At 40.0% G+C, this 13172-nt stretch carries 14 protein-coding genes; 8 read left to right on the top strand and 6 right to left on the bottom strand.

From position 1 onward, the window contains the following. Positions 1-67: 67 nt before the first annotated feature. Together glgD and C4S54_RS09140 are read right to left on the bottom strand one after the other, a co-directional pair. Positions 68-1183, bottom strand: a complete 1116-nt coding sequence (glgD, locus tag C4S54_RS09145) for a glucose-1-phosphate adenylyltransferase subunit GlgD (RefSeq protein ID WP_103869262.1) — start codon at positions 1181-1183, stop codon at positions 68-70. Further along, positions 1183-2325 (bottom strand): glucose-1-phosphate adenylyltransferase, encoded by a 1143-nt coding sequence (locus C4S54_RS09140; protein ID WP_103869261.1) that lies wholly within the window; start codon positions 2323-2325, stop codon positions 1183-1185. Before C4S54_RS09140 ends, glgD begins: the two co-directional genes overlap by 1 nt. Before the next feature lie 108 nt (positions 2326-2433). On the opposite strand from C4S54_RS09140, the gene C4S54_RS09135 reads away from it, so the two are divergent. Then, entirely contained in the window at positions 2434-3351 is a 918-nt protein-coding gene (locus C4S54_RS09135; RefSeq protein ID WP_103869260.1) for a glycosyltransferase family 2 protein, read from the top strand. Between the two features lie 103 nt (positions 3352-3454). Beyond that, positions 3455-4681, top strand: a complete 1227-nt coding sequence (locus C4S54_RS09130; RefSeq protein WP_103869259.1) for an EAL and HDOD domain-containing protein — start codon at positions 3455-3457, stop codon at positions 4679-4681. A gap of 58 nt (positions 4682-4739) precedes the next feature. Here the strand turns inward: C4S54_RS09130 and C4S54_RS09125 are convergent, their stop codons facing one another. Continuing rightward, entirely contained in the window at positions 4740-5645 is a 906-nt protein-coding gene (locus C4S54_RS09125; RefSeq protein ID WP_103869258.1) for a PrsW family intramembrane metalloprotease, read from the bottom strand. 155 nt (positions 5646-5800) lie between these two features. Between C4S54_RS09125 and C4S54_RS09120 the strand changes: the two genes are divergently transcribed. Then, entirely contained in the window at positions 5801-6460 is a 660-nt protein-coding gene (locus tag C4S54_RS09120; RefSeq protein ID WP_146059977.1) for a hypothetical protein, read from the top strand. A 2-nt stretch (positions 6461-6462) separates the two neighbouring features. Here C4S54_RS09120 and C4S54_RS09115 read toward each other — a convergent pair whose 3' ends face one another. Both C4S54_RS09115 and C4S54_RS16005 read right to left on the bottom strand, forming a co-directional pair. Beyond that, a complete protein-coding gene (locus tag C4S54_RS09115) occupies positions 6463-7191 on the bottom strand; it encodes an ion transporter (protein ID WP_103869256.1) in 729 nt (242 codons plus the stop codon). A 12-nt stretch (positions 7192-7203) separates the two neighbouring features. Further along, positions 7204-7356: a hypothetical protein gene (locus tag C4S54_RS16005; RefSeq protein ID WP_022774186.1), complete on the bottom strand. Its 153-nt coding sequence runs from the start codon at positions 7354-7356 to the stop codon at positions 7204-7206. A gap of 222 nt (positions 7357-7578) precedes the next feature. On the opposite strand from C4S54_RS16005, the gene C4S54_RS09110 reads away from it, so the two are divergent. The 5 genes from C4S54_RS09110 to C4S54_RS09090 all read left to right on the top strand — a co-directional run bounded on the left by C4S54_RS09110 (position 7579) and on the right by C4S54_RS09090 (position 12697). After that, the gene (locus tag C4S54_RS09110) at positions 7579-8436 is read left to right on the top strand and encodes a transporter substrate-binding domain-containing protein (RefSeq protein WP_242973771.1); all 858 of its coding nucleotides are present in this window, start codon (positions 7579-7581) and stop codon (positions 8434-8436) included. Between the two features lie 69 nt (positions 8437-8505). Next, positions 8506-9294, top strand: coding sequence for an amino acid ABC transporter permease (locus C4S54_RS09105; RefSeq protein WP_103869255.1), 789 nt, complete (start codon positions 8506-8508; stop codon positions 9292-9294). Then, positions 9278-10054 (top strand): amino acid ABC transporter ATP-binding protein, encoded by a 777-nt coding sequence (locus tag C4S54_RS09100; RefSeq protein ID WP_103869254.1) that lies wholly within the window; start codon positions 9278-9280, stop codon positions 10052-10054. The genes C4S54_RS09105 and C4S54_RS09100 overlap by 17 nt, the downstream gene beginning before the upstream one ends. Before the next feature lie 38 nt (positions 10055-10092). Next, the gene (locus C4S54_RS09095; RefSeq protein WP_103869253.1) at positions 10093-11553 is read left to right on the top strand and encodes an amidohydrolase; all 1461 of its coding nucleotides are present in this window, start codon (positions 10093-10095) and stop codon (positions 11551-11553) included. 145 nt (positions 11554-11698) lie between these two features. Then, entirely contained in the window at positions 11699-12697 is a 999-nt protein-coding gene (locus C4S54_RS09090; protein ID WP_103869252.1) for a class B sortase, read from the top strand. Positions 12698-12768: 71 nt separating this feature from the next. Here C4S54_RS09090 and C4S54_RS09085 read toward each other — a convergent pair whose 3' ends face one another. After that, complete coding sequence (locus C4S54_RS09085) at positions 12769-13113, bottom strand: winged helix-turn-helix transcriptional regulator (RefSeq protein ID WP_103869251.1); 345 nt, start codon at positions 13111-13113, stop codon at positions 12769-12771. Positions 13114-13172 lie beyond the last annotated feature (59 nt).

The raw sequence follows: 13172 nt of genomic DNA, 5'->3' as shown, positions 1-13172 counted from the left end.
CATGGAGCACAAAGTGCGGAATGTCTGTGTGCAGAATCGAGTAGGAATCAGCCTACTCGATTCTATATCAGAGAATATCGCGTCTTTTAATGTATTGTGGTTGAAGTTCTGTGCCAATGATATTCTTGGCATTTACAATCTTAGCCCATTTATCTACAACGGCATTTTCAATGCGGATGTTGTCTGAAATCTCAGAATAGGCCATGATGATTGAGTTTTTGATAGTAACGCCTTTTCCTATTACAGCGCCACGGCCTATGATCGAATTTTCAACTGTTCCTTCGATAAGACAACCATTACTGATAAAAGAATTTGTGACTTTAGCTGTCTCAAAATACTGAGTGGGGCAGGAGTCTGTAGTTCTGGTATATATTGGCCAGTCTGCCTTGAAAAGATCACTTGCTATACTGTAGTCCAAAAGTTCCATTGATGCATGGTAATAATCATCAAGGCTTGTAAGACTTGCAAAGTAACCCTTGTGCTGGTAAGCTCTGACATCCATCTGCTTGCAGTAGAGATTGATGATATCAGGAAGAGTGTAGATTGATGACATCCAGCTTGCATCCTGTACAAGCTCAATAAATGTCTCTTTTCTCATACAATAGGTATCCATGAGGATATTCTTGTTGCTGGCTGTTCCGAGATTCTTCTCGATTGCCTGAACACCCTTTTGCTTATTTAGAACTACTGTGTGACAGCCTTTGAAGTATTTCCTGGCGTTCTCTACTTTGTGGTATAGAACAGTTATCTCAGCTCCGGATGCTATGTGGCTTTCAAGGAGCTGACGGTAGTCCTGCTTGTAAACCATATAGCTTGGAGCAACAATAACATACTCTTCGTGCATACGCTGGATGTAGTCGAGGTTTGCCTTGTAAGCAGAGATGTCGTTGTTATAGATTGAACGTGAAGAGGTATTTTCTGAAAAAAGAAGCTGTATCTTACCTCTTTTACTGTTTATGTTGTAATGTCTTCCTGATCCGATGTGCTCGCAAAGAGATCTAGGTTTTGACTGCAGGTAGACCTGAATCCTGTTGATGTCAGAATTACTCATGTTGGAAATTGGAAAATCCACAACCCTGAATCTTCCAAGGAATGAGAAAGATCCGATAGGGCGGTAGTCCTGAAGGCCATCAACATATATAGTATTATCTGCGGAGGATACAATTCCAAATGCTTTAGCCATTATTTGTTACCTCCTTTCACATTCTTTGCAACAAGCGTTATGTTTTCGCTGGTCTTTGAACCAACCTTTGCTTTTCTTCCAATCTTAACATTTTCAGCAACAAGCGCTCTTGTAACTACGGCGCCCTCTTCAACAACTGATCCGGGCATCAGCACACTGTCTATTACTTTAGCACCTTTTTTGACAACAGCATTGGTGAAAAGAACTGAATTTGAAACTGAACCTTCAACCTGAACGCCCTGTGTAATGTAGGCTTTTTTAACCTTTGCCTCTTTGCCGATATATTGAGGAAGAGTTGAGATATCCTCTGTATATATGAGCCATGAAGAATCGTTTAGATTCAGTTCATTCTTGGGATCGAGAAGATCCATGTTTGCTTCCCAAAGAGAATCGATAGTTCCAACATCTTTCCAGTAGCCGCTGAATTCATAAGCAAAAAGACCTCTGTGCTCATTAAGCATTCTTGGAATGATGTCTTTTCCAAAATCGTGGTCGGATTCAGGATTTTTCATATCTTCCACCAGCATCTTTCTAAGAAGCTTCCAACTGAAAATGTATATACCCATAGAAGCCAGGTTGCTCTTTGGCTTTGCAGGCTTTTCCTCAAATTCGATTATTCGTCCTTTGCCATCTGTGTTCATGATGCCGAAGCGGCTGGCTTCTTTCATAGGAACACCGCGCACGGCAATAGTAGCATCCGCATTCATTTCCTTGTGGTATGCCAGCATTTTTGCATAATTCATTTTGTAAATGTGATCGCCGGAGAGAATGAGTAGATACTCCGGATTGTATGCATCGATAAAATCAATGTTCTGAGAGATTGCATCTGCGGTTCCTCTGTAGACATCAAGGCCCTCATCAGCTTTTTCACGAGGCGTGAGAACGTATACACCACTGTCCTTGGAGTCAAGGCCCCAACGACCATCCTGTGCTACATAACTGTTTAGCAGTACAGATTCATACTGCGTTAAAACTCCGACAACGTCGATGCCACTGTTAGCACAATTACTGAGTGGAAAGTCAATGATGCGGTATTTTCCGCCGTAATAGACAGCCGGTTTGGCTACTTTTGTAGTCAGATCTTTTAATCTGCTTCCGCGCCCACCGGCAAGAATCATAGCCAGCATTTCATTCTGACTCATATAAAATCCCCCCTATTCTTTAGATTTATAGAATTACCCTCATAATTATGATATAATACAGTGCGAAAAAAAGATAGACAAAAATATACATAAGGTGAGGATTTATAGGTGCTTTCAGTTATTATTCCAGCTTACAACGAAGAAGAGATCATCCCTAAAACAGTCAGTACTATTGATGGGATTTTGAACGACGCAAATATAGCGCATGAACTTTTGTTTATAAACGATGGATCTAAAGACAGAACCTGGGAGATCATTGAGGAGGCTGCTTCTCAGAATAAGAACGTCAAGGGAGTGTGTTTTTCAAGAAACTTTGGAAAAGAATCTGCTGTTTTTGCCGGATTATCACAGGCTACAGGCGATTGTTGCGTGGTTATTGACTGTGATCTTCAGCATCCACCGGAAAAGATTGTTGAGATGTACAGACTTTGGGAACAGGGCTATGAAATAGTTGAGGGCGTAAAAACAAGCCGTGGCACAGAGAGTGCACTTCATAAGTTTGCTGCCAAGAGCTTTTATGCGATCATGAGTGATGCGGTTGGATTTGATATGTCCAGAGCATCTGATTTTAAGCTTCTTGACAGAAAGGCTATCAATGTTCTTCTCAACATGAGAGAAAAAAATGCTTTCTTTAGAGCTCTTTCATCATGGATAGGGTTTAAGAGCACGGAAGTAGAGTATGACGTAAGAGAAAGAGAGGCCGGAACATCCAAGTGGAGCACAAGGTCACTTATTAAATACGCCGTTACCAATATTTCTTCTTTCACCTCTGCTCCTATGCAGATAGTGACAATACTTGGATTTTTGGTTTTCTTTGTAGGACTTGCATTTAGCGTAGAGGCTCTTGTTCAGTATTTCTTGGGCAATGCCAGAGCCGGTTTTACTACAGTAATTATTCTTCAGTGCTTTACATCTTCAGTCATCATGATGGGACTTGGAGTAATTGGTTTTTACATTTCCAAGATTTATGAGGAAGTGAAGGGAAGACCTAAGTTCATTATCGATAAGACAACCTACGAGAGATAAGTAATAAACGTAATTTTATAAAAATATAATTGGTATATTCCAAATGATGGGGTACAATATTAGTGAGTGGGAGATTGTTATGCGCACGTGAAAGGAGCGGATAATGCTTGCTACATTAATTCCTTTATTTGACGATAAAATGTCGGTTTGTGCCTATTCAGTTTTCGCGAGAAAAGAAAACCACTTCCTGAATCCTGGATTTGAAGGAGGCGCCAGATATGACGGCGCAGGCACCATCCATGAGCTTGAAGTTGTAAGCAGCATGGGCGTTGCCACACTTTCCGGTGGAAAGGAAGTATTTGTCCCCATCAATCAGTTTTCTATTTTCTCTGAGATTTCTCTTCAGTGTACTGTGCCTGCTGAAAAGGTAGTTCTTTTGATGGATAATACGATCCTTCCGGAGGAGCAGTTTATCAGAAGGGTAAAAGAGCTGAAGAGTCAGGGGTACAAGCTTGCTATGCGTAAACTTCCGATTGCAAGTTTTGAACCCTACAGAGAAATCTTAAGTAAGTGCGATTACATTCTGCTTAATCATGCCAAGATACATATTGATAAAGCCAAGCTCTATTTCAGCTCGGTTTATCCAAATATAAAGCTGTGCGCCGTTAATGTTGATACTCAGGAAGAATATGATGAGCTTACAAAAGACGGTGGATATGACCTTTATGAGGGCGGATTCTTTAGAATGCCTGTAAAGGAATCAGAGACAGAAGTCAGTCCTTTGAAGGCAACTTATATAGAGCTTTTAAATGTTGTAAATAACCCTGACTTTGATCTTACAGAAGCTGCTGATGTCATCGGAAAGGACCCTGCGCTTGTTATTTCTCTTTTGGAGATTGTAAACAGGATGGCTCTTAATTCGGAGATCACATCTATCAGGCATGCAGCTGCCATGATGGGACAAAAAGAACTAAAGCGTTGGATAAATACAGCAGTTACTAAGGAACTCTGCGCTGATAAGCCGTCGGAGATCACTAGACTTGTTATGATAAGGGCTAAATTTGCTGAGAACCTCTCTGAAAGCTTTGAGCTTTCCATTATGGCTCCGGAACTCTTTATCATGGGCCTTTTCTCTGCGCTTGATATTATGCTTGATAAGCCTATGCAGGAAGCTCTTGATATGGTTGTTGTTCCTAAAAATGTAAGAGCAGCTCTTTTGGATGGTGAGGGCGATTATGCCAAGATTTTACATTTTATTAAGTCATATGAGGATGCTGACTGGACGGAAGTTTCAAGAATAATGGTTCTTGAAAACCTGGATATGGACAAGATCTATGAGGCATACCTTGGAGCACTGCGCTGGTACAGAGATCTCATTCCGGCGAACTAAAAGTAAAAAATAAAAACGCTTGCTACATGCGTGTGGCAAGCGTTTCTTTTTGGCTAATTTATGCGTTTGTTGACTGATCAATGCTATCAGCGGTAAAAACCGGATTAGGGTTTACCGGAGGAACATTTACAGGGGCTGACTGAGTATTTGCTGTAGCAAATTCAGGTGTTACAGTTGCAGCATTTTCTACAGCAGGCTGAATGTTTTCAGGAAATACTACAGGAGCAACTGATCCGACTGAATCTACTGCAGGAGCAGCCATTTGAACATCAGGACTAAGTGGTTTGTCTTCTTTTGACATCTTTTTTACCATCTTGATCGCATTAACTGTCATGAATATCTCAAGAAGGATAAATACAAGGAACATTCCATCATATTCAAGTGAACAGCTGAAATCATAGAAGCCATGAAGGAAAATAGGAACGAGAAGAGCTTTTTTCAGATTGAGCTTCTTGCCGTTTTCATCGCCTCTAAGCTCGCAACCCTTGGCAATACCGTAGTAGATACCCATGAAGATTCCGAAGATGCAGTGGCCAGGAACAGCAGTGATAGCACGCATTATAGCAGTTGAAAAACCGCCCTGGAATACGTAGAGAATATTTTCGAGTGTGGCAAAACCAAGTGAAGCACAAACAGAATAAACTATTCCATCAAATGAGAAGTTGAACTCTTTGTTTTTCCAGGTAGCCTTTTTAAGCACGAAATATTTTCCGGCTTCCTCTGCAAGAGCAACAACGCAGAACATTTCAAAGAATGTGTAAAGTGCATTTGGTGTGTAGAAGAAGAATGACAGAATATACAATCCTATCTCTTCTAAGATCATGGCGCTGATTGTTGTAAGAGCACCAAGTCCGAAAACTTTGGCCATAAGTGAAAATGGCTCTTTCTCGATGTTATCAGCTCTGTAGATAACAACGAGCAGAACGATTGCAGGAAGTACTGCAAGTAAAGCAAGTGTTGACATTTGATTTTTCCCCTTTTTTCATACTTTTTTCCATAATTAATAAAAATTAATTACTTGGATAAGTTATTATATTTCAAGACAAATGTCAACTGAATTGTGGTAGGGAATAAATGCAGATTCTTGATTTCATGATATATGAAGGTATAATCTTGAGTATGATGAAAAAACAATTCTTTTTACTTAGTTCAATATTTATAGTTTTTCTTAGTGGTTGCAGTTTACAGGTGCCAGAGGAAGACATTGCCGGAGCAGAGCTTAGCTTTGAACAGTTATATAACAGCCTTGAAGCAGGAGAGGAAGCTTCTAAAAAAGATGCTGATGATGTAGTTTTGAAAGAAGACAGCATAGACACGCTTTCTGATTCTTCGGATGCAGCATCTACAGCGGTCCAAGGCGGTATACTTTCAGAACCTTCAGATATAAATCTTCGTGATACGGATGGAAATGGCAAGAATTATCTTTTTACCTATGATGGTGAAGATTTTTCAGCAGTCTATACCACGGATAATTGGAAAATTTACGATTCTTACAAGATAAACAATACTGAAGATATGACTATTATATGTGAGGCACTTATTAGTGTTCATCAGATACATGGCAGTGATATGGAGTCTTACAGGACTGCAGAGGATATGGCATATGAATGGCTTCAGCACAATATTGCCTATCAGTTTTTGTCAGATGACAGTTCATGGAAAGTCCATGCACAAAACGTCGACCTTGATCCCAAGGACCAGGGTAAGAGTTTTTCTGAAATATATGAGGATAGAACCGGCAAAGAGTTTAATATAAAAGACTTTTTGAAATCGCCGTGATCTTATAATTCGTATTTGGATTTCTTTCTGCGGATCTCATCCATGTAGGCCGCACTGATAATACCGGTAGGAAGAGCAATGACAGCCATGCCAACAAGGGCAGATATCATGGTTATGACTCTTCCTGCAGTGGTGACGGGAGAAATGTCGCCATAGCCAATGGTTGTGATTGATATTGTTGCCCAGTACAGAGCATCAAGGAAATTGTTGAAAAGAGCTGATTCAAGCTGGAAGATCAGCATAGCCGAAATGAATATGTAGATTACAATAAGGATGAGAACTGCTCCAAGTTGTTTCCTTACCTTCCTTAACATATTTGAGATAACGACCATTGTTTTGGAATAGCGAACCAGCTTTATGACTCTGAAAGCCCTAAAAAGCCTAAGGAGCTTTAGAGACGTGTTTACAGGCCAGATAACATATAGGATTGGGATAAGAGACAGAAAATCAAATATGGCAAGTGGAGTAAAAAGATAAGCTATGTAAGCACTGACACTTTTGTATCCCATTTTGTAATCAGCAGTATAGAGCCTTGCACAGTAATCTATCAAAAGAACTAAAAATGTAAGTATATCTATATATATTGTATAGATATTTTCTGTTTTGAGCGTAAGAGGAATAAGGCTTACGATAACTGAAGTTGTCATAAGCATGTCGTATGCTTTGGACGAAGAGTCTCCGGTATGGGAAGCCTCAAGGACTTCATACATTCTTCTTTTAGAATCTTCCATTTTCGCAGCTCCTTATTTAGCAAAAATAGCCATTATGCCGAGAAATATCAGAATAATTGAAAAAATCTGGCATAAGGCGACAAATATTCTCGATTTTTGAACTCGTTTATCTTCGATAAGACCTGAATCATGGATCAGGGTTTCTTTTTCCTTTTTATTAGTCATTTACTATATTCCACCTAATTTGTTAGAAATGTAATTATCAGTGTTATATAATAATGTTATCGTAATTATGATAAGCTATCAAGAATTTAATTTTCTTTTAATTTACTATTGATAAAAAACATCAAGTGTATTATTATTTATACATGATTAATGCATAAAAATACAAAAACGGTTATTAAAATGCATATTCCAATATCATATATGCATACAGGAGGGAAAATTATGAAAAAGAAAATTATTTCTTTAGTTATGGCATCAATGATGGCAATCCTTGCAGTAGGATGTGGATCTTCATCAGCTACAACAAATGAGAGTACTGATTCAGCTAAGTCTGGTATTTCTACAGTTACAGAAGGAAAGCTTACAGTAGCTACTTCACCTGACTTTGCTCCATATGAGTTCTATGCAGTAGATGAGAGCGGAACTCCACAGCTTGCAGGTTTTGATATCGCCCTTGCTCAGTACATTGCAGATTATCTTGGACTTGAGCTTGAGGTTGTTCCGGTTGATTTTGATGGTGTTTTGATGGAACTTCAGACTAAGGCAGTTGACCTTGGTGTTGCAGGCCTTTCACCTGATCCAAAGCGTGAATCAATCATGGATTTCTCAGATATCTATTATGAAGGTGGACAGTCATTTGTTTGCACACAGGCTAATAAGGATAAGTTCACAAGCCTTGCTGATGTAAACGCTGCAGGACTTGAGATTGGTGCACAGACAGGTTCAATTCAGGTTGACCTTGCACAGACAAACAGCCCTGATGCAGATATCATCCAACTCACAAAGGTAACAGATATCGTAGCAGAGCTGATCGCAGGTAAGCTTGATGGTGCATACATTGAGACTGCTGTTGCTGAGAGCTACGCCAAGAATTATCCTGATCTTTGTGTAGTACTTGACGTTCCTTATGAAGGAGCAGAAGGATCTGCAATCGGTGTATCAAAGGGTAATGATGCTCTTAAGGCAGCTGTAAATGAAGCAATCAAGAGCGCTATTGAGAGTGGTAAGATGGATGAGTTTGTTGCAACTGCAAATGAGCAGGCAAGTGGCGAAATCATTGAGGGACTTCTTGATAACTAATAAATTATAAAAATATGTGTGGGCAGAACGTTAGTAGAGTGTTTTGCCCACACAAAAGTAAGGATGAATATGGATAGTTTTATTAAAGCGGAAAATTTTTCTAAGATTTCTCCCTATGCCAGCCTGTTCTGGCAGGGTATGGTAGTCACTGTAATGCTTTCATTATTTACAGTGGCTATTGGTTTTGTATTGGCACTTATTTTATCAGGCATGAGAATGTCACATTTTTACCCGTTTGCATTTTTGGGGCTTGATAAAGAAGGACACCAGAGGGAAAAGGGATTTCTTCCTGCCGTTAGCAGGTTCAACCCTCTTAGTTTTCTTGCAACTGCATATGTTGAGATTCTGAGATCTACTCCTGTTATTGTTCAGGTTGCAATCATCTATTATGGAGTTTTTGGTTCTCTTATAACACTTCCAAGTTTCACATTTTTGGGATTTATCAAGTTTGAGAGATTTTTCCCGGGTGTTGTAGCTCTTGGGATGAACTCAGGTGCATATCTTTGCGAGATAATGAGATCAGGAATTCAGTCAATTGACGGGGGACAGACTGAGGCTGCAAGATCTCTTGGTATGAGCCAGATGCAAAATATGAGATATATCATCTTGCCGCAGGCTATCAAAAATATCCTTCCTGCAATCGCAAATGAATTTGTTGTAATTATTAAAGAGTCAGCTATTACCTACACAATCGGTGTTCAGGACATTATGTCAGCTGTTAATGCCGTAAGGGGCGCTACTTTCATAATTATAGAGCCTTTGCTTGTAGCAACAGCAATTTATTTCTGCCTGTGCTTCCCAACAAGTAAGCTCATAGCATATTTTGAAAGGAGAATGAGCCGTGGCGACAGAAGATAAACTTATTCAGGTAATAGACCTTGAAAAACATTATAATGGTGGAGCTATCAAAGCTCTTGACGGAGTAACTGTAGATATAGACAGAGGTGATGTGATGGTGGTTATCGGACCATCAGGAAGTGGTAAATCAACATTCCTTCGTTCACTGAATCTTTTGGAAGAGCCTACAGGTGGCGCTATCATTTTTGACGATGTTGATATAACCAAGAAAAAATATAAAGACGAATCCGGCAAGTGGGTAAAGGTGGACATGGATCTTCACAGACAGAAGATGGGAATGGTATTCCAGCATTTCAATCTTTTCCCTCATATGACTATCATGGATAACATGATCCTTGCTCCTGTAAAGGTAAAAAAAGTTCCGGAAGAGGAAGCCAAAAAGAAGGCCTTAGAGCTATTAAAAAGAGTTGGACTTGAAGATAGAGCAGGCGCTTATCCGATTCAGCTTTCCGGTGGTCAGAAACAGCGTATCGCTATCGTAAGAGCTCTTATGATGGAACCGGAGGTTATGCTTTTTGACGAACCCACATCAGCTCTTGACCCTGAGATGGTCGGTGAGGTACTTGATGTTATGAAACAGCTTGCGTCAGAGGGAATGACAATGGTTGTTGTAACTCATGAGATGGGATTTGCAAGAGAAGTAGGAAACAGAGTTCTTTTTATGGCTGACGGAAAACTTCTTGAACAGGGCACTCCTACTGAGATCTTTGAGCATCCTAAGCACCCAAGACTCCAGGAATTTTTGGGAAAAGTGCTGTAAATGCGTATAACAAATTACCGGATGTATGGGACCTGATGATGAATAAGAATAAAATAATTGCATTAGAAGCAATAGATCAAAAAGAAAAACTTATATATGATGTGGCTGATAAAATATGGGACTATGCAGAACTTTCGCTAAATGAGTATAAGTCCTGCGATCTGTATTGCAAGGTCATGGAAGATGAAGGATTTGAGGTCAGAAAAGGCTTGAGCGGTATCGCAACGGCCTTTATGGCCTCTTTTGGCAGAGGAAAACCTGTAATAGGGCTTTTGGCAGAGTATGATGCCCTTTCAGGAATCCCAAAGTGTAATGTGGAAAAGAAAGAACATCTTGATATAGAAAAGCTTGAAAGCAGTATAACATCGGATAGTTCAGCACATGGATGCGGGCATAACCTTTTGGGCGCAGGAGCTATGGCTGCGGCTATCGGAATAAAGAAATATCTTAAGGAATCAGGCCGTGAGGGAACTGTTATTTTATATGGATGTCCTGGAGAAGAGGGCTGCGCTTCGAAGGCCTTTTTTGCTAGAGATGGTGTATGGAGTACTTTAGATGCCGCTCTTACCTGGCATCCTTCAGATTGCAACGAGGTTGTTACAGGCTCGTCCAATTCCTGTATCCAGGTGAAATACACATTTAAGGGAGTATCTTCTCACGCTTCTGCTGCACCTGAAAAGGGGAGAAGCGCTCTGGATGCTGTGGAGCTGATGAATATTGGTGTTCAGTTTTTAAGAGAGCACATGAGTGATAAGGCGAGAGTGCATTATGCCATAACAGATGCAGGTGGTATGAGCCCTAACGTTGTTCAGGCAAGAGCACAGGTACTTTATATGGTGCGTTCCAATCATGTAAAAGAGGCTCTGGAACTTCAAGAGCGAGTAGACAAGATTGCAGAGGGCGCAGCCCTTATGACTGATACAACAGTTGAGAGAACCTTTATAGATGGCATGTCCGATACAGTTACCAATAGAAGTCTGGAGAAGGTAGCATATAAGAATTTTGCAGAATTGGGAGTTCCTGTTCATACTGATGAGGAGCTTAAATTGGCAAAAGAAATAGCTTTAACCTATGAAGGCAGCGATAAAAATCCAGGTATTGGGGCTTCTTTTGACGAAGAATATGCCAAAAAAGCTGCTTCGCTTAGGAAAGAAAATGGTTCTTATATGAATGACTTTTTGTTACCGCATTTCATGGGAGACGCTTTTGAAGCTTCATCAACTGATGTTGGAGATGTGAGCTACAATTGTCCTACTGTGCAGATTCATGTAACATCCTGGCCTAATGGGTGCCCGGGACATAGCTGGCAGAATGTTGCATGTGGCGGCACTTCCATTGGAAAAAAGGCGCTTCTTCACGCAGGAAAGGTGCTTGCGGCCACAGCGATAGATCTTTTTGAAAATGAAGATATATTAAAGGAAAGCCTTTCGGAATTAAAAGAAAGGACCAAAGATGGCTACAATTGCCCAATACCCAAAGGGGCTATAGCAAAGGTTTAATGTAAATGAACTACCACACGTGGCAGAGGCTTTGCACCGCTACGTGTGGATTTTTGTGGCCTTTTTTACTAAAAACATATTGACTTCTACATCGATTTTTAGATAGAATCATTCGGTATATGTTTTAAAGATAGGGATAAGAGTTATGCAGAGTTTTTTGAGTAAGATTAAGGATTTTAATAATAAACACAGGAAGATTGCTCCATTTATAATATGGATTGAGATAATTCTGATATTTCTTGCAAGTATCATGAAGAATATTTGCAGGCATTACAAAATTCTTTTGGCAGTAGTTGTTGTTCTGATCGTCATAGGGATTTCGGCAAGACATCTTGCAAGTGTTGAATCTAAAACTCCTGAGGAAGGCTCTGTAGTGGCTGCTTCTGAGGAGATGTCAGTTGTAGAGGAGGCTTTGCAGGAAGCTACGGTTGAAGCTTCGAATGAGGCATCTGGCGAAGAGAGTCTGATAAATGTAGATTCAGCAGTTAGTGAAACAAGTATGGAAAATGTAGATTCAGCAGTTAGTGAAACAAGCTTAGAAAATGCTGATGCAGCAGCTTCATTAGAGAGCACAGCTTCTTTATATGTGGATAGTGGTATTTCAGAGTTTATTAAGGCACATACAGAGGCTGTTGGCTGGATAAAGTTTGAGGATGATCTGATCAGTTATCCAATCATGCAGGCAGAGGACAATTCCAAATATGCCATAGAGGATGCTGATGGAAATGACTCAGAGACAGGAGCTATTTTCCTTGATTACAGATCATCAGCTGATTTCTCGGATTCAAATACTATAATCTATGGTCACAATATGCGGGACAGAAGCATGTTTGGTGCGCTTAAGAATTATAAAGAGGACCTTGGCTTTTTAGATGATCACAAATATTTCCAGATCATAACTCCTGAGGGAAGTGGCAGATATATGCTCTTTGCTTTTATGGATGTTCCCAAAAATTCATACATCTACGATGTTTGTGGCGACAACACATCCAGAATGCGTGAGTTTCTTGATACGATAGAGTATAAGACCTACATTGACACAGGAATAGAGCCAACTGTTGATGACAAGATAATTACTCTTTCCACCTGCACTCAGAAAGATGACCTGTTCTTTGTTATGTTTGCTGTTAAAGTAGATGATTAATGGTTGTAGGCAGCAAAGTGTGCAAAAGCTTTTTTGAATGCGCTAAATTAGCTTAGTATATGCGCATTACGTTAGAGATTGTCTTCACCCCATTTTTTCAGTTCGAGAAGAATGGGGATAAGGCTTCTTGCCTTATCAGTGAGGGTATACTCAACTCTGACAGGCATCTCGTCATACATTTTTCTTTCTACGAGGCCATCTTTCTCAAGCTCTTTTAAAGAATTGGCAAGCATTGTATTGGTGATGCCTGCAATAGAGCGGTTTAGCTCGCCATATCTGACTGTCTCATTATTATCGATGACACATAGGATCATGATCTTCCATTTTCCACCGACTATGTTAATAACTTTTTTTAATCCACAGCCTTCGCCTGCAATACTGTTGCACAAAGGCTCTTTTTTTGCGTCTTTTTTCATAGTATGTTTTTCCTTACCAGATACATATAATCTGCGTACTTGATATATTTTTTATACCT

The sequence above is a fragment of the Butyrivibrio sp. Su6 genome, assembly GCF_900108105.1.
Lineage (GTDB): Bacteria > Bacillota > Clostridia > Lachnospirales > Lachnospiraceae > Butyrivibrio.
The sequence above is the reverse complement of the archived record's forward strand: the minus strand, read 5'-3'. Positions and strand labels throughout refer to the sequence as shown.